This window comes from Salinibacterium sp. AL4.1, from assembly GCF_059767305.1.
Window position 1 is genome coordinate 212,866 of sequence record NZ_JBSOQK010000001.1, and the last position, 17,051, is coordinate 229,916.

Genomic DNA, 17,051 nt, shown 5'->3' on the forward strand with positions numbered 1-17,051 from the left:
GACGCCCTAGAACCAGACGCTCAACCAGGGAGTGGTCGCCGAGTGGAAAATACGCTCGATAACGGCCCCCGCGCCCGTATTGAGTTCAACAATGCGACCGGCAGCAATCAGGGATGACGCGGACACTCCCCCGAGGTACAGCGAGCTGAGTTCATTCACCGAGAGTGACACTGCTGGCACGCCTTCGGGAAGATTCTCTACGCGGCTGGCCGTTGGCATCCCCTGATCATCGGTCTCCAGCACGTAGCGACCGTTCGCGAAGCCGAGTTCGTCACTGACCTCGAAAGCGATCATGCCGGCGCTGGAATACGATCGGGCGTTGAGCGAAGCCGGAACATCGAGGATGCGCAGCCAAAGGTGATCAACGGGCGACACCCGTGCTGCACGCATATCGGAAAGCAGCCACAGGAGAGGTTCGTCGACCGAACGCAGGTCTGCTTTAACCTCACGGACGAGGTCGACCTCGAGGACGTAACGCCAGAGTGCCTCATACGCTTCCGGAGTTTCGGCGAGCAAGTAGTCAACCGTGAGTTTGTGGTTGGTGAAATCGAGGCCTCCACCGGCGACCCGGTATACGACGAACCCACGCGGAGTGCCGTCTTCGTCATCGAAGCGAACCACTCGAGTGTTTTTGGTGTACTCCTCGTCACCGGGCGCAGTTCCTGCAATCTGCTCCCAACGCAACGGCCAGACAGTGATCTGGCCGGGAGTGGAAAGTCGGATGCGTTCGAACACCGTGGGAGCTTCGGCGACGAATACCGAAGGTGCAACATGCTGGAGCACACCGCGACGTTCGCGTACGGGAATCGTGGCCCGTGTGGTGTCGATTGTGAGGTCGGCAGCGAACACCGCTTGACCGAAACCGAAGCGGCCGTAAATTGTGGATTCAGAGACCGTGAGGGTGGCCATCGGCAGTCCCATATCCACAGCGGAACGCAGTTCGCCTTCCAGCAACGCTCGGGCGATACCGCGACGCCGGTGAGTGGGCGACACCGTTACCGAACTAATGGCCCACGCATCAATACTGCGGTTTCCCGGAACAGTGACCTGCTCGGTCCAGGAACTCACCGTGGCGACCGGAACCTCGGGGGCAACGAGACGGTCATCCCAGACGCCGACAGTGCGGCGGTACGTGATGCCGGCAAAGCCCGAGTCGATCTGCTCTTTCGACATCGCGGGGCCATGAAAACCGCGGGAGTCAGCCTGAAACCATGCCCCGAACGCAGCACGATCGGCGGTATCTACGAGATCGTACTGAAAACCGCTCGCCGCGAGGGAAGCAGCCGACGTGGGGTCAACCGGGTGGTGAGCAAAATCGTTGGTCATGCACCAACGCTATCGCGAACCTTACTGAATGAACCATGGCGGGTAGACAGCGACCTTGGTCTTGAACGAAGCGCCATCGAGCAACGCCTTAACTCGCTCACGGGCCTTGTCGCTGGCAACGCCCACCAGCTGAACGTCGTCAAAGGCGAACGAGCCATGGATAAGCACTTCGGCGTCATCGGCGAGCTCATCGGCGCGCAAGTTGCCGAGCATGCGGGTGATCGCAGTCTCGTCCGTCGCAAAGCGAGTGAGACTAGCGGCGGCATCGCCGTCTGCGAGCACTGCGTCGTCGCCGAGCGCACGTACGGTGCTCACGAGAAAAACGAAATCTGTGGGGGTAGCAGTGCGGGCGGCATCCGACCAGCGAGGCTCGGTTGCTCCAGCGCGAAGTTCCCGCCACGAAGTGGATTCCGGAACCAAGCTAAACGGAACATAGCGGTCGACGGGCTCGCCCGTGCTCAACGCTGCAGCACTCCGAAGCTCGCGGGTTAGCGGAGAACTGATGTCGAGAATCGAATCTTCAATCGACGCTGCAGCTACAAGCTGGCCTTCGCGGAGAATGCTCTCAAGATTGCTGATGTGAGTGACGTGATAAACACGCTGATCCGAGAGCGAAGGAACCTTAGCGCTCGAGGCGCGAGGAGTTCCGGGAACTCGCTTCGGCCGAGAGGGACTGCTGGCACGGGTTACAGGCTTAACGGGGGCTGCCTTAGGAAAGCAGGAATCGCACAGGCCATTTTCAAAACCGTGGATGCACTCAGTGCCAGACATAGGGTCCTCTCTCGGAGTTCAGAAATGACCTCCGTATCCAAGGTACGGCAATTATCGACGTCGTATTGCCGACTCTGCACGCCGAGCGAGTTCACGAAGGAGTGTTTCGTGGCTCAGATCGAAGCGCCGTGGCCCAGTGTCGAACACGCACACTGCCCCCACGATGTCGCCGTTCGGTGCGGCGATGGGATAGCCAGCATAGAAACGGATGCGCGGCCCACGCACTACCCACGGGTGCTCAGCGAACCGCTCGTCTTTTAGGGTGTCTTCGAGCACGACGAGGCTGCGAGTAATGAACGCGCGGCTGCAGAACGCGCCGGCTTCATCACGCCGCATGTTCCCTACACCGGATGTCGAGGTGAACCAGTGCGCTTCTTGATCGTGGAACGTGACTGCCGCTCCTGTCGTGTCAAAGAGCACTCGGGCAGAGTTCATGATGGCGGTCAACGAATTCGAGACCGACGCCTTGGTGAGTGAGGAACCGTCGAAGCGAGCGAGTGCAGGGGTGGTCGAAGCGGTCGAGGCCGGTGGTAATGCGACGCTGGAAAGCTGCGCCGCCACCGTCGGAGCGAGCTCTTTGGCCCAGTGAGCGTAAGTCGGACTGTCGAGAGAGATCGCGGTTGTGCCCGCCCTTGCCGTGGCCGGAACATAAGTGACGCTGGAGCGCGAAGAACACAGCTGCTCGCTGATCTCGTTGAGGTTTCGGATATTGCGGTTCACGATCGCGAGCAGCGGCGCGGGCAGCGAAACGAATTCATCGATGGGCGCAATACCCAAGAGAAAAGTGTGGAGTGCGCCGCCACCAGAATCCCGGATGGTGTCGAGCAACGCGGTCACATTGTGTCGCCAGCCAAAGAGCGAGCGGAACCGCAAAACCTCGCCACCGCCCAGCGTTAACACGAGCGCGTCGAAGCGATCCAGACTGGCCCAGTTGACTACTACGCCGACATCGGCGGCAGACATGGTCGGATCCGAGACGATGTCGACACTGCACCCACGATGGGTCAGCGCGGATAGCTCCCGCGCAAGATGGCCTCCGAGGCCGAGTTCGTGGGTATGCACCCCGAGCCCGGATGACTTCCCGGGCCCCACCAGCAGCACCTTGTCGGGATCAGGCCCGATGGCTTCGGCGCGTGGGTCATCGCTTGGCGCAATCAGGGCGCGCCACCGTTGCGGATGAACCGCAAGCCACAGAGTAATTATTGGCCACGCCAATAGCGCAGCATAGCTACGAAGCAATCAATTCCCCACCCGACCACCCAGACACGGGCACTCTAGGCTGCTCAGTATAGAGCTGAATACTTTTCAATACCAGCAAGTATGAGGAAAACTGAAATTACTTGCGAGCGGCCTTCGCAGCGCGCTCTGACTTAACGCGGGCGTTCTCTTCGTTGACCGCAGCGTGAGTCGCGCGCTCAACGACAAGCCACTCTGGCATCTCGACAAGTAACGCCTTGATCTCGGCGGTCGTCATGACATCGGGTGCGCCAGCGCGAGCGAGCCCCGACGCCGAAACGCCGAGTTTCTGGGCCACGACCAAGCGAGGGTGCGGGCCATCAGCGCGCAACTTCGTGAGCCACTCGGGTGGAGTAGCGAGAAGTTCTGCAAATGCTTCGCGGCTGATTTCGGAATCGCGGAACTCTTCCGGGGCTGCGGGGAGGTAAATCCCCAACTTCTTGGCGACGGTTGCGGGCTTCATGGTCTGGACTGGCACACCCCAAGACTAACCTGAACACATGCCAACATCATTCACTGTCGCCTTTGTGCTGGGGGCGACGCCCGGCAAATGGTCGCGCGTCTGGCGGGAACGGCTTCCGGAGTCCCCGATTGAGCTCGTGCCGAGCGAACAAGACGAGGCACTTGCGATGCTCACGGCGGGCACCGCTGACGTTGCCCTCGTGCGCCTGCCCATTGATCGCGCCGTCGACAGCGATCGCCCTCTTGCAGCCATCCCGCTCTACACCGAACGTGCCGTTGCCGTAATTCCCAAGGAACACGAGCTAGCTCAGGGCGATGAAGTAACCCTTGCTGAACTCGATTCCGTTCACCGCATTACCGAGGAATGGCGGGCAGCGGTCGACTTGGTGGCCGCGAATATCGGCATCACCGTGCTCCCCCAGGCCGTCGCCCGCGCTCTTCTGCGCAAAGACGTCGTTTCGCGAATCATTAGTGACGGCCCAGAGTGGCAAGTCGCGGTGGTGTGGCGCGAAGGATCCGTAGATCCGCTCGTCGAGGAATTCATCGGGATCGTGCGCGGCCGCACCGCCAAAAGCTCGCGTGGCACCGCCGGTGGTTCGGAGGCAGAGGAAGCTGAATCACCCAAGCGGGCTCCCCGAGCATCCGCACCGAAGAAGTCCACCTCGCAGCGCGCCAATGCCCGGTCTTCTGGGGGCAAAGCCGCACCGCGACGCCCGGACCGGCCGGCATTCAACCGAAACAAGCGCCGTAAGGGTTGATCTGCTTCGGCTATCCCCCGGTTCCATCTAGGGGAAGATGTGCCACAACGTCAGGAATGAGGCTGGCCGCCCACTCTTGGTAGCGCGATCGTCCTTCGAGGTTTTCGGCATCCTCCGCTACCGGCCGAAATTCGACACGGTGAACGCGATCGTGCGTGCGTGCTGTGGCGGCAAGTTGCTCGTTGAAGCCGGCTGCGGTCTGGCCGATACGGCGCTGATAGGCCGCAGCGAAGGTCGACATTTTGGGAGTGTTGCAATCGACAAGAAAGACCTGAGTGTGGGGCGCTGATCGTGCGAGCACGCTCGCAACCAGAGCTTCAAGCTGAGCGCCCCAGCGCCGTGGTGGCATCAGTGTGAGAACTTCGAAGGTGCCGAACGACAGCACGACGATGTCGGCATCGTCGAGCAGTCGGAAAGTTAGCTGCTTCTGTGCTCGAGTCACGGAGAAGCCGGGGGCTGTAATGGTGGTGACTTCGGCGCCTCGCTGCGTCTGAGTCGTCAAAGCGCGCGCGAAGGAGCCCCCCAACGCAAGTTCGTGAGACGCAACGCCGTAGCCGATGACGATCCCGGAGCCAGCAAGAATAACTTTGTGGGGGTTGGGGCCGTCGGCAAACACCGTCGGGTTATCTTTCGGGCGCGGGTAGCCGCGCCACGAGTTGGGCGAAATGCGCACCCACGTGAACATGAAAATTCTCATGACAGCGTGTTCTAGGGTGGCAAACATCTCGCGAACTCCGTTTCGGGTGGCGCCGACGAGCGTCGAGTGGGTGAGTCTCGGCGTGTTTCCCGGCGGGACGGGCAGCTCCAATTACGCGAAGATTATCACCGAAAAACCGTTGTTCCTATAGTAAAAATAGAAATGGTCGCGCTCTCACATCACCGCGGGGCGCCGGTTTGGGGCAGCATCGCAGCGTGGCTGCAGACGCGGCTTGCTCCCTCGACTGGACTAGCGGCTGCTGATGTTGGCGAACTTGCGCACTGCGAGCGGTACGAAAATGGCGAGCATGACAACGATGCCGATGAGCACGGTGAGCACCGGATGCTGTTGGGTCCACACCTCAGACTGAGCCGAGCCGGCCGGAGTGTTGCCGAAGAGCTCTCGGGCCGCCTGCACGAGAGCTGAAACAGGGTTGAACTCGGCGAAAACTCGCAATGGCGTTGGCAGAGTTTCGGCAGGAACGAAGGCGTTAGAGATGAACGTGAGCGGAAAGAGCACGAGAAACGAAACGTTGTTGATGACTTCGGGGCTGCGCACGCTCATGCCGATAAAGGCCATTACCCAGGAGAGCGCGTAGGCAAAGAGCAGGAGGAGGGCGATTGCGGCAAGCGCCTCGAACGGGCTGGAGTTGATGCGCCATCCGACAATCAAGCCGGTCGTCATCATGACGATCATCGAGATTGAGTTAATGAGAAGGTCGCCGTTGGTTCGGCCCACGAGAACCGCGGAGGGGCTCATGGGCAGTGTGCGAAAACGGTCGATGATGCCGTCTTTGAGGTCTTGAGCCATGGCCGACCCGGAATAGGTGGAGCCGAAAACGACGGTCTGGGCGAAGATTCCAGCCATGATGAATTCGGCGTACGTGCTGCCAGGAATGTCGATGACGCCGGCATAGACATAGGTGAAAAGCAGCACAAACATGATGGGCTGCAGTGTCGTAAAGACCAGAATGTCGGGAACACGCTTGATCTTGATGAGGTTGCGGCGGGTGGTGATCCAGCCGTCATTGAGCCAGTTCATCACCGGTGAAGCGGCAACGGAGTTGGGCGTTGTCTTGGGAATCGTGGCGGTCATTTCTGGGCCTTCCGTGACGATGGTGCATCCGTGTTTTCGGTGCCCGTTGCGGCCGCGTCATCGGCGCTTGCCATATGACCGGTGAGTTTCAAGAACACGTCGTCGAGAGTGGGGCGACGCATGCCGGCGTCATAGAGCGGGATGCCGCGGCTAGCGAACTCGGTAAGGATGAGCTGCAGTGCTGCAGGAGCATCTTCCGCGTTGACGGTAAACCCGCGACCGTCGAGACTCACGGCAGGTTCGGTGCTGCCGAAACGAGTGAGGATTTCGCGGGCAGCGGTCGCGTCATCCTGAGACACCAGGCTGAGTTCGACGCGCTGGCCGCCGATAGACGCTTTGAGTTCGTCGGAAGTGCCCTTAGCGATGACTTTGCCGTCGTCGATGACAGAGATGCTGTCGGCGAGCTGGTCGGCTTCTTCGAGATATTGGGTGGTGAGGAGCACTGTGGTGCCCTCCCCCACGAGTGTGGTGATGATCTCCCACATGCCAATGCGGCTGCGGGGGTCTAGCCCGGTGGTCGGCTCGTCGAGAAAGAGCACCGGTGGGCGCATCACCAGAGCACCCGCGAGGTCGATGCGACGACGCATGCCGCCGGAGAAACCTTTGACGGGGCGGTTTTGGGCTTCGGTGAGGTCGAAGAGGTCGATAAGTTCACGGGCTCGCGTACGCGACTGCTTGGCGCCGAGGTGGTAAAGCCGGCCAACCATATCGAGGTTTTCGAAGCCAGTGAGGTTTTCGTCAACGGCCGCATATTGCCCGGAAACCCCGATCATGGGGCGAATGCGTTCGGGCGATGTGATCACATCGACGCCGTTGATCGTTGCTGTGCCGGAATCGGGGCGTGTCAGGGTGGTGAGAACCTTGACGGTGGTGGTTTTGCCCGCACCGTTAGGGCCGAGAAGTGCCGTCACTGTGCCCTGCGGAACCTCGAGATTGAGGCCGTCGAGGGCGTGAACGGGAGAAGCGCCTTTGGGCGTGTACGTCTTCTTGAGATCTACTGCTTCGATATAACTCACGAGGTAACGGTAGGCGATGCCGCCGACATCCGAAAGACACGCCGGTGGATGTCGTACGCAATTGACACAATCGAACATATGTTCGAATATGAACAGGTGTCCCCTGTATCTGCCTCCGCCGCTTCAGCGACCGCTAAAGTCTTTTCGGCTGAGCGCAGTGCCAGCGGCGACCGCAGTAGCGGTGGCGTTCCGAGTGCAGTGGGCGGCAGTCTGTCGGCGGCAGAACGCGTCGCTGAGCTGCAAGCACGTATCGGTCAGATGCAGTCCCGCACGCTCAGTTCGAAACTCATTCCCACTCACCCCGTTATTGCTTCATTGCTGCCCGGTGGCGGCTTGCAGCAGGGCAGCGTTTATTCGGTCGATAGCTCGGCGATGCTCCTCATGACGCTTTTGGCTGCGCCTTCCGCAGCAGGATCGTGGTGCGCTGTCGTCGGGGTGCCCGAGTTTGGCATTGAAGCAGCCCAGCGTTTTGGGGTCGACCTCGAACGGCTTGTGTTGGTGCCGCATCCGGGTGATCAGTGGTTGGCGGTAACGGCAGCGATCGCTGATGTGGTGGATGTCGTGGTGGCGAGGCCGCCTCGTCGTGCGTCAGACTCTGCGGTTGCCAGACTCGCTTCGCGCCTGCGACAACGCAAGTCGACGCTGCTTATGGTGGGCTCCTGGCCGCAGAGCGAAGCGATGCTGTCTCTCGGCGAAAGCCGATGGCATGGCATTGGTGAGGGTCACGGGCACTTGGCCGCGCGCGAGGTCACGATCACGGTGACGAGCAAGAACGCGGGGCGCCCCCGCAGCGCCCGGGTCTGGTTGCCGGATGCTGCGCAGACCGTTCGCTCGCACAGCGCTACGGATTCTCCTGCCGCGTCTGATTCTGCTCCCCCGCAGCTGCGGCCAGTTCCACACCGGGTGTCGGCGTGATGATGTTGGCGGCGTTGGCGGCCGCGACGCTGGTGGCGGCAGCGTGAGTGCGACATCGACGGTTCCCGAGTCGCTGCCGCGAGTTCTCGTGGTGTGGGCTCCAGATTGGCCAATCGTTGCCGCCCGACAGCACGAGAAACTGCCGGCGGATGCTCCCCTCGTTCTTGTCGAGAAGGGTCTCGTGTTCGCGGCGGCGGCATCCGCTCGCGCCGAGGGCGTCACGAGGGGTTTGCGGCTGCGGGAGGCCCAGTCGCGTTTTCCCAGCATCATTGACCGGCCCTACGATCCAGCTCTCGATAGCCGTGCCTTCGAGCCGGTGTTGACGGCGATAGAGGAGCTGATTCCCGGAGTGCAGTTGTTGCGGCCGGGGATGTGCGCCGTGAAGGTACGCGGAGCAGCCCAGTACTACGGTGGTGAAAAAGCTGCCGCGTTGACGGTGATTGCTCGCGTGAATGAGATCGCGGCCTCCGATGCTCGGGTGGGGGTAGCGGATGCGCTCTTTACGGCGGTCCACGCTGCCCGCAGCACTATTGCTCGTGATCCGGGTTCGCGGGCTAGCCACGTGCGGGTGGTCACCGCCGGTGACTCTGCTGCGTTTCTGGCTCCACTCCCGCTGGTGGTGTTGGAGGAGCCTCACATCGTTTCGCTGTTGTCGAAGCTGGGGATTTCTACGCTCGGGGAATTTGCGCATCTCGATCGCACCGATGTCCGCGTTCGTTTCGGTGAGCCGGGAGCGCGCTTGCACGCTCTTGCCAGCGGCCGCGACCCGCAGGCGTTTGTAGCCCGCACTCCCCCGCTCGACCTTGATGTCGTTATTGATTTTGAGCCAGCGCTCGACCGCGTCGATCAGGTGGCATTTGCGGTTCGTAGCCGTGCCGACGACTTTATCGATGCTCTGATGCGGGCCCAGTTGGTAGCGACGGCGATCCGGGTTGAACTGGATTCCGAGTCGGGCGAGGTGGCCGAACGGGTGTGGCTGCATCCCCGTTCCTTCAGCGCCAGCGATGTTGTTGATCGAGTGCGGTGGCAGGTGCAGGGTTCTAACCTCATCGAGGCAGGGCTCAGTTCAGGCATAAGTCGAGTACGCATTGTTCCCGAAACCGTGGATGAGATTGGTCACCACGAGATCGGACTGTGGGGGTCCGGGCTAGAGCCCCGCATCCACCATGGCCTTTCCCGAGTGCAGAGCATGCTCGGCCACGGAGGTGTTCTTGTGCCGTCGATTGAGGGCGGGCGCACCCTCAGTTCCCGCCAGCGACTCACGGCGTGGGGCGACCGCAGCGTTGCCGAGCGATCTCCCCAACGCCCGTGGCCGGGAGCATTGCCCGATCCCCTGCCGGGAACGGTGTTCTCCAGGCGTCACGCCGTTCATGTTTTTACGGCCGATGGAACTACCGTGGCTGTGGATGAGCGGGGCCAGGTTCTGGCGCCACCCGCCCGGTTCTCGACGAGCGATTCGCGATCGCGCAGCCTCACAGCGTGGGCGGGGCCATGGCCTCTCTCCGAACGCTGGTGGGAGGCGGGGTCGTCAGGTCCCTCGTGGAGGTTTCAGGCCGTTGATGACACCGGCTGTGCCTGGCTTCTCGTGCTCGATAACGGCGGCTGGTGGGCTGAAGCGAGGTATGACTAATGGCCTGGAGTAATCCGCCTATCTCCTGGAAGAAGCTGGAGCGCACGCTGTCGGGCTTCGGCACGGTCACGCCGATCGGTGAAGCGGGTGATGGGCGCGCCCAGTCTCTCGTGTCGAGCAAACGAGCGCCCTACATTGCGCCGGTGGAACCACCGGCTGACGCTACCGTGGCATCCGCGAACGCCGGCGACGCCGTGCCCTATGCCGAACTGCACGCGCATTCCAGTTTCAGTTTTCTTGATGGTGCGAGCATGCCCGAAAAACTTGCCGAGGAGGCGGCCCGCTTGGGCCTGAGCGCGCTTGCTCTTACCGATCACGATGGGCTATACGGCATCGTGCGCATGGCAGAAGCGGCAGCCGAACTGGGGCTGCGAACGATGTTCGGGGCCGAGCTGTCGCTGGGGCTTAGCGGTCCGCAGAACGGCATCGCCGATCCCGAGGGCGACCACCTTCTTGTGTTGGCGCGCAAAGAAGAGGGCTATCACCGTCTCGCTTTGGCGATTACTCGTGCCCAGCTTGCCGGTGGAGAAAAGGGGCGGCCGCGGTACGACCTCAATGAGTTGGCCGAGTTGGCATCAGGCCACTGGTTCATTCTTACCGGATGCCGCAAAGGAGCAGTGCGTCGAGCGCTGGCGGGCCCCGATGGCACGAACGCTCCCACCGCGCAATCACTGCTCGCGGCCGGAGCAGAGCTCGACACCCTCTGCACGCTTTTCGGGCACGACTCGATAGTGGTCGAGCTCTTCGACCACGGCTATCCACTCGATTCGGCGTACAACGACGCCCTCTATGGCTTAGCTGCAGAGCGTGGGCTGCGGGTCGTCGCTACCTCGAACGCTCACTACGCCACTCCCCGCCAACACCGCTTGCACTCTGCGATTTCGGCGGTGCGAGCCCGGCGCAGTCTCGACGAGATGGATGGTTGGCTCCCCGCAGCAGGAACCGCGCACTTGCGGTCAGGGGCTGAGATGGCTGCGCGATTCGCTCACTATCCCGGAGTGGTAGCCGAGACGGTGCAGATTGCAGAAGAGGCCGCTTTCGAGTTGCGGCAGGCAAAACCTGCCCTGCCCGATCAAGATGTTCCTGAGGGCCATACTCCGGCGAGTTGGTTGCGTGAACTGACATGGGCGGGAGTGAAAGACCGCTCCATTGAACTGTCCGACGAGAATCGGGCCCGCATCCAGCGTGAGCTCGATGTGATCGAGGAGAAGAGTTTTGCCGGCTACTTCTTGATCGTGCACGACATTGTGGCCTTTGCTCGGGGGCGAGGAATCCTGTGTCAGGGGCGCGGCTCAGCCGCGAGTTCTGTGGTCTGTTACCTCCTCAAGATCACCGCGGTTGATCCCATTCGCTACAAACTGCCCTTCGAGCGTTTCATTTCGGCGATGCGCGAAGAGGAGCCAGACATCGACGTCGACTTCGATTCCGAACGCCGCGAAGAAGTCATTCAGTATGTTTTTGAACGCTACGGGCGCGAGAACGCCGCTCAAGTAGCCAATGTGATTCAGTACCGTCCTCGTTTCGCCGTGCGGGATATGGCGAAAGCACTCGGCCATAGCCCGGGGCAGCAGGATGCGTGGTCGAAGCAAATGGAGCGCTGGGGTTCTGATGTCTCGGGGATCGACCACGACATCCCCGATTCGGTGTTGGAGCTTGCCCAGCAGGTCATGAAGTTTCCCCGGCACTTGGGCATCCATTCGGGCGGCATGGTGTTGACCCAGCGTCCGGTCGGCGAAGTGGTACCGATTGAGCACGCGCGCAAAGAGAAGCGCACGGTGGTGCAGTGGGATAAAGATGATTGCGCCTGGATGGGGCTGGTCAAGTTCGATCTGCTCGGCCTCGGCATACTCTCGGCCATGCAGTACAGCTTCGATTTGGTCGATGAGGCTCTCGGCGAACGCTGGGATCTCGCCACGATCCCGGCCGAAGAGCAGGGCGTCTACGATCAACTCTGTCGAGCGGATGCCATTGGTGTCTTTCAAGTCGAGAGCCGTGCGCAAATGGGGCTGCTGCCGCGCCTTCAGCCGCGCGAGTTCTATCACCTCGTCGTCGAGATCGCTCTCGTGCGCCCGGGCCCGATCCAGGGTGGCGCCGTGCACCCCTATGTTCGCCGCAAGATGGGCGCCGAACCGATTACCTATCTGCACCCCAACCTTGTGGAGCCGCTCGAGCGCACCCTCGGCGTGCCCATCTTTCAAGAGCAACTCATGCAGATCGCTGTGGCGGTGGGTGGGTGTTCGGCCGACGACGCCGACCTGCTGCGTCGCGCGATGGGCTCCAAGCGCGGTATCGAGCGAATCGACAAGCTCCGCACCAAGCTCTATGCCGGAATGGCTAGCAATGGCATTACCGGGGCGGATGCCGACCGCATCTACGAAAGCATCCAAGCGTTTGCCGGTTTCGGTTTTGCCGAAAGTCACGCTCTGAGCTTTGGGCTGCTGGTTTATGCCAGCGCCTGGGTGCGACTGCACTATCCGGCAGCTTTTTTGGCGGCGCTATTGCGGGCGCAACCCATGGGCTTTTATTCGCCGCAGTCGTTGGTGGCGGATGCTCGACGCCATGGTGTGGTCGTGCATGGTCCCGACATCCAACTCTCGGGGGTTTTTGCGTCCCTCGAACCACACGAAGGTCGAGTGGGGGCAACGGGCAGCGATCAGTGTCTCGCTGCGGAGCAGCCCCCGGTGGGTCTGTTTGATCGTTCTGCGCACTTCGACACCGACGACCACCGTCGTGATGGATCTTTTGCCGTACGGCTCGGTTTTGACGAGGTCAAGGGCATCGGCACGCCGGTGGCAGAAAAAATTGTGGCGGCGCGCGAGGCCGGCAAATTTACCTCGATGAACGATGTGGTGCGTCGGGTGGGTCTCACAACGAAACAATTGGAAGCATTGGCGGCAGCGGGAGCATTCGAGAGTCTGGAACTCACGAGACGCGAAGCGATGTGGAATGCCGGCTCGGCAGCCCAAGACCGTGAAGAATTTTTGCCACACAGCATGGTGGCGGTGCAACCGCCTCTCTTCTCGATGGCTACCCCGGTCGATGACCTCATGGCTGACCTCTGGTCGACCGGAATTTCGCCCGCCAGCCACCCCGTTGCCCACATCAGGCCCGTTCTGGCGCGACGTGGTGTGCTGAGCGCGAGCGATCTCGTGACTGCAGAATCGGGTCGTCGCATTGAAATCGGGGGCGTAGTGACCCACCGTCAACGCCCCGCCACCGCCAGCGGAATCACTTTTATGAATATCGAGGATGAGACGGGCCTGATCAACGTAATCTGCAGCGTCGGGGTCTGGGGTCGTTATCGGCGAGTCGCTCGGGATAGCGCCGCCCTCATCGTTCGCGGGGTGCTGGAAAGATCTGTTGACGGCGTAATCAATGTGGTTGCCGACCGTTTTGAACCGCTTTCAGGACTCCCCCGCACCCAATCTCGCGACTTTCATTAGTGACCAATTCATTACCGTTATGTGACTTTTTCGAAATACATGACACATGCAGGGCTTTCCTGCTATAGCCTTAGGCCATCGTTCATGTTCTATACAAAGGCATGAAGGCGGCCTCGACTGTCGGGGCCTGAAGAACGCTCCTGGAGGAGTTTTAAATGGCACTAGGTACCGTCAAGTGGTTCAACGCAGAAAAGGGCTTTGGATTCATCGCCCCCGAGGATGGAAGTCCTGACGTGTTCGCCCACTACTCGGCCATCGCAACAAATGGCTACAAGTCGCTCGACGAGAACCAAAAGGTTGAGTTTGACATCACACAGGGACCCAAGGGTCCCCAGGCGGAGAACATCCGCCCCCTCTGATCTTGATAGTTCAGTAATGAGAACGCCCCCGGTCCTATACCGGGGGCGTTTTCTTGTTAACGGCGTTTTCTGGTCAACAACGATGCTGGTGCTACGCGCACAGGACGACCGCGGCTTCTGAACAGCCGCGTTTTTGCGTCAACGACCACGCAGAGCGGCTTTTAGGAGTGAAAGCCCTTGCGCAGGTAATCGATGCGGGTCTGCAATTGCGTCACAGTGGCCTGAGCGACCGCAGGACCGCCACAGACGCGTCGGAGCTCGGCGTGGATCAATCCGTGCGGTTCGTTGGAAAGCTTCGCTCTGCGGCCCACGAGGTTGTTCAGCAGGGTTCGCTGCTCTTTGAGCGTGCGATACAGCGGAGCGGGTTGTTCAGCCTTCGGCCGGCTCTCAGTGCGCTTTGACTGACGCTTCTGGCGCTGCATGAGCAGTTCGCGCACTTGCTCGGGCTCCAGAATGCCGGGAAGGCCAATGAAGTCGAGTTCTTCGTCGCTGCCCGGCTCGGCGGCAAAGCCGAACTCGGCGCCGTCGAATAGCACCCGGTCAAAGTTTGCCTCTGACTCCAGCGCTTCCCACGTGAACTCGTCCGCAAGCTCGTCGCTCGTCTTCTCTTCGCGGTTCTCCGCATCAAGGAGGCTGTCGTCGAGCAGTTCGTCGCCCGTTTCTTTACGGTCAAGCGCATGGTCGCGCTCTTTCTCGAGCTTGCCGGCCAGATTCATGAGGTTCGGAACGCTCGGCAGGAAGATCGACGCTGTTTCGCCTCGACGACGGGTGCGCACAAAGCGTCCCACTGCCTGAGCGAAATAGAGCGGGGTAGATGCCGACGTTGCGTACACGCCCACAGCCAGTCGAGGCACGTCGACGCCCTCTGACACCATGCGCACGGCGACCATCCAGCGACTATCGCTCTCGGCGAAGGTCTCAATGCGCGACGACGACTCTTTTTCGTCGGAGAGAACGATCGTGGCGGACTCCCCCGTGATGTCCTTGATCAGTTTGGCGTAAGCGCGCGCCGCGAGCTGATCCGTCGCGATCACGAGCCCTCCGGCATCCGGAACAGAGTGGCGGATCTCACTGAGGCGACGGTCGGCCGCCCGCAGTACGGCTGGCATCCATTCGCCCTTAGGGTCAAGTGCTGTGCGCCAGGCCTGCGCCGTGACGTCTTTGGTGTCTCCTTCGCCGAGTCTGGCTTCCATCTCGTCGCCCATGCGCGTACGCCACTTCATCTTGCCGGCGTACGCCATAAAGATCACGGGGCGAACAACGCCGTCTTCGAGCGCGCGACCGTAGCCATAGCTGTAGTCGGTAACCGAGGTGCGGATGCCCTCGTGGTTGGGCGCGTACGTGACGAAGGGAATGGGGGCGGTATCGCTGCGGAAGGGGGTTCCCGTAAGCGAGAGGCGGCGTGTGGCGCGACCGAAGGCCGTGTGGATCGCGTCACCCCAGCTGAGCGCATCACCACCGTGGTGCACCTCGTCGAGGATAACGAGGGTGCGGGCGGAGTCAGTGATCTCTTGGTGGAACGATGCCTTCATCGCCACCTGTGCGTAAGTGACGGCGACGCCATGAAAACGACGGCCGCCCCACGCATCGCCATTGGAGAACGACGGGTTCAGGCGCAGACCAACGCGATTGGCAGCATCTGCCCACTGGCGTTTGAGGTGATCAGTCGGCGCAACAACGGTAACGCGGTCGATCTCGCGACGGGCAATGAGTTCAACCGCTAAGCGCAACGCGAAGGTGGTCTTGCCTGCGCCCGGTGTTGCCGCGGCGAGAAAGTCGCGCGGCTCTTTTTCGAAGTACAGGTCAAGCGCTTCTGCCTGCCACGCCCGCAATTTGGACGCGGTGCCGCGGGCGGCGCGTTCAGGGTACGACGGTGAGAGATGTTCCGCCGCGAAGGTGCCCACGGTGGGGGCTGGCAATGGAGTACTCACTTGATAAGACTTTACCGTTCACTTCTGACAACCGTGTTCGTGTCGGCTGCGTTTTTCGACTTGCCGCGAATTCCGAGCTATTGCGGAAGAGAGCTAGTCGCGTTGGCCAAGCCGAGGACGCTCGGAACGTTGCGAGCCGAGCAACCGGGCTGGACCGATAGCGCCGGTGCCGAATCGAGCGGATGCCGCCTCCATGGCTTCTTCGGCATCCCGCCAGCCGTCAGTTGTGTCCCACAAGCTCATCTGCCCGCCTCCGGGCGCGACGAGTTGCTCACCGCGCACGCCGACGAGGCGCACCGGTCGACCCTCGCGTGCAAAGTCGGCGTAGATGTCGCGCACGGTCTCGTACAGCGTGCGACCGAGGTCGGTGGGGTCGGGAAGCTTGCGCGACCGAGTGATGGTGCTGAAGTCCTCGAAACGGAGTTTGAGCACGACGGTGCGCGCCTCGACGCCCCCGGCCCGCAGTCGAGCGGCGACCTTGCCGGAAAGTCGAAGCAACTCTCGACGAATCTCATCGGCATCAAGCACGTTGTACTCGAATGTGGTCTCGTGCCCGACGCTTTTCTCTGCTGCTCGTTCGACTACCGGGCGCGGGTCGTTGCCCCACGCGAGATTGTGCAGTTTCACTGCTCCCGCCTCGCCAACGGCGCGAGTGAGCGTTTCGCGGTCTGCACGGGCGACATGGGCGATGGTCGTGAATCCGCGCTGCTGGAGGGCCTCAGCCGTCTTGCCGCCAACGCCCCACAACGCGGAGATGGGGAGGGGGTGAAGAAAGTCGACAGTCTTGTCGGCGGGGATGACCAGAAGTCCGTCGGGCTTGGAGAGCCCGGAGGCAACTTTCGCCACGTACTTCGACGCGGCGGCTCCGACAGAGCACACTAGCCCAGTCTCTTCGAACACTCGCTTGCGCAGCAGAGTGGCCACCTCGATCGGTGAACCATAGATCGCGCGGGCTCCTGCAACATCCAAAAAGGCTTCATCGATGCCGAGGCGTTCGACCTTGGGTGTGAGTTGGTCGCAGATGTCGAAGACGACCGAAGAGAAGTGCTGGTAACGCTCAAAGTGTGGCTCGAGCACGATGGCGTGGGGGCACCGGCGAAGTGCCAGCGCCATCGGCATTGCCGAGTTCACACCGAACCTGCGGGCCTCATATGTTGCTGCGGTGACCACGGATCGCACCGAGTTGTGCCCAACAATGACGGGCTTGCCCACGAGCTCCGGATGATCCAAAAGCTCCACGGAGGCGAAGAACGCATCCATGTCTACATGGAGGATCGTGGCGGTGCTGTCATCGACGTCCGCCGCGGTTACGTACCGCGTTCGACCGTCTTGCTTACCCATGGGCCTATTGTCTCAGGTGCCGCTGACGTTGGAGCTTCGCCATCGACTCGGCACCCGCGCCCGGCGACGTT

At 61.5% G+C, this 17,051-nt stretch carries 14 protein-coding genes; 5 read left to right on the forward strand and 9 right to left on the reverse strand.

The annotated features are described in order from the left end of the window. Nucleotides 1-6: 6 nt before the first annotated feature. From ACWTV3_RS01110 to ACWTV3_RS01125, 4 genes are all read right to left on the reverse strand, one after another. Nucleotides 7-1,326 (reverse strand): GNAT family N-acetyltransferase, encoded by a 1,320-nt coding sequence (locus ACWTV3_RS01110; RefSeq protein WP_498476465.1) that lies wholly within the window; start codon nt 1,324-1,326, stop codon nt 7-9. A 21-nt stretch (nt 1,327-1,347) separates the two neighbouring features. Continuing rightward, nucleotides 1,348-2,097 (reverse strand): DarT ssDNA thymidine ADP-ribosyltransferase family protein, encoded by a 750-nt coding sequence (locus ACWTV3_RS01115; RefSeq protein WP_498476466.1) that lies wholly within the window; start codon nt 2,095-2,097, stop codon nt 1,348-1,350. Nucleotides 2,098-2,148: 51 nt separating this feature from the next. After that, nucleotides 2,149-3,312 carry a GAF domain-containing protein gene (locus ACWTV3_RS01120; RefSeq protein WP_498476467.1) on the reverse strand — a complete coding sequence of 388 codons (1,164 nt, stop codon included), beginning with the start codon at nt 3,310-3,312 and terminating at the stop codon, nt 2,149-2,151. A gap of 121 nt (nt 3,313-3,433) precedes the next feature. Further along, a complete protein-coding gene (locus tag ACWTV3_RS01125; protein WP_498477924.1) occupies nt 3,434-3,796 on the reverse strand; it encodes a DUF5997 family protein in 363 nt (120 codons plus the stop codon). A gap of 37 nt (nt 3,797-3,833) precedes the next feature. Between ACWTV3_RS01125 and ACWTV3_RS01130 the strand changes: the two genes are divergently transcribed. Beyond that, on the forward strand, nt 3,834-4,553 hold the full coding sequence (locus ACWTV3_RS01130; protein WP_498476468.1) for a LysR family transcriptional regulator substrate-binding protein: 720 nt from the start codon (nt 3,834-3,836) through the stop codon (nt 4,551-4,553). 10 nt (nt 4,554-4,563) lie between these two features. On the opposite strand, the gene ACWTV3_RS01135 is transcribed toward ACWTV3_RS01130, so the two are convergent. From ACWTV3_RS01135 to ACWTV3_RS01145, 3 genes are all read right to left on the reverse strand, one after another. Then, complete coding sequence (locus ACWTV3_RS01135; protein WP_498476469.1) at nt 4,564-5,250, reverse strand: GDSL-type esterase/lipase family protein; 687 nt, start codon at nt 5,248-5,250, stop codon at nt 4,564-4,566. A gap of 249 nt (nt 5,251-5,499) precedes the next feature. Continuing rightward, complete coding sequence (locus ACWTV3_RS01140) at nt 5,500-6,345, reverse strand: ABC transporter permease (RefSeq protein ID WP_498476470.1); 846 nt, start codon at nt 6,343-6,345, stop codon at nt 5,500-5,502. Continuing rightward, nucleotides 6,342-7,361, reverse strand: coding sequence for an ATP-binding cassette domain-containing protein (locus tag ACWTV3_RS01145; protein ID WP_498476471.1), 1,020 nt, complete (start codon nt 7,359-7,361; stop codon nt 6,342-6,344). The genes ACWTV3_RS01140 and ACWTV3_RS01145 overlap by 4 nt, the downstream gene beginning before the upstream one ends. A gap of 78 nt (nt 7,362-7,439) precedes the next feature. On the opposite strand from ACWTV3_RS01145, the gene imuA' reads away from it, so the two are divergent. The 4 genes from imuA' (at nt 7,440) to ACWTV3_RS01165 (ending at nt 13,708) form a co-directional block, all read left to right on the forward strand. Further along, the gene (gene imuA', locus ACWTV3_RS01150; protein WP_498476472.1) at nt 7,440-8,276 is read left to right on the forward strand and encodes a DnaE2-dependent mutagenesis accessory factor ImuA'; all 837 of its coding nucleotides are present in this window, start codon (nt 7,440-7,442) and stop codon (nt 8,274-8,276) included. Between the two features lie 43 nt (nt 8,277-8,319). Beyond that, the gene (locus ACWTV3_RS01155) at nt 8,320-9,906 is read left to right on the forward strand and encodes a DNA polymerase Y family protein (RefSeq protein ID WP_498476473.1); all 1,587 of its coding nucleotides are present in this window, start codon (nt 8,320-8,322) and stop codon (nt 9,904-9,906) included. Further along, nucleotides 9,906-13,349: an error-prone DNA polymerase gene (locus tag ACWTV3_RS01160; RefSeq protein WP_498476474.1), complete on the forward strand. Its 3,444-nt coding sequence runs from the start codon at nt 9,906-9,908 to the stop codon at nt 13,347-13,349. Before ACWTV3_RS01155 ends, ACWTV3_RS01160 begins: the two co-directional genes overlap by 1 nt. 155 nt (nt 13,350-13,504) lie before the next feature. Beyond that, nucleotides 13,505-13,708, forward strand: coding sequence for a cold-shock protein (locus ACWTV3_RS01165; protein WP_100389010.1), 204 nt, complete (start codon nt 13,505-13,507; stop codon nt 13,706-13,708). Between the two features lie 161 nt (nt 13,709-13,869). Here ACWTV3_RS01165 and ACWTV3_RS01170 read toward each other — a convergent pair whose 3' ends face one another. Together ACWTV3_RS01170 and dinB are read right to left on the reverse strand one after the other, a co-directional pair. Further along, nucleotides 13,870-15,639, reverse strand: a complete 1,770-nt coding sequence (locus tag ACWTV3_RS01170) for a DEAD/DEAH box helicase (RefSeq protein WP_498476476.1) — start codon at nt 15,637-15,639, stop codon at nt 13,870-13,872. 93 nt (nt 15,640-15,732) lie between these two features. Then, nucleotides 15,733-16,980: a DNA polymerase IV gene (gene dinB / locus ACWTV3_RS01175; RefSeq protein ID WP_498476477.1), complete on the reverse strand. Its 1,248-nt coding sequence runs from the start codon at nt 16,978-16,980 to the stop codon at nt 15,733-15,735. Nucleotides 16,981-17,051 lie beyond the last annotated feature (71 nt).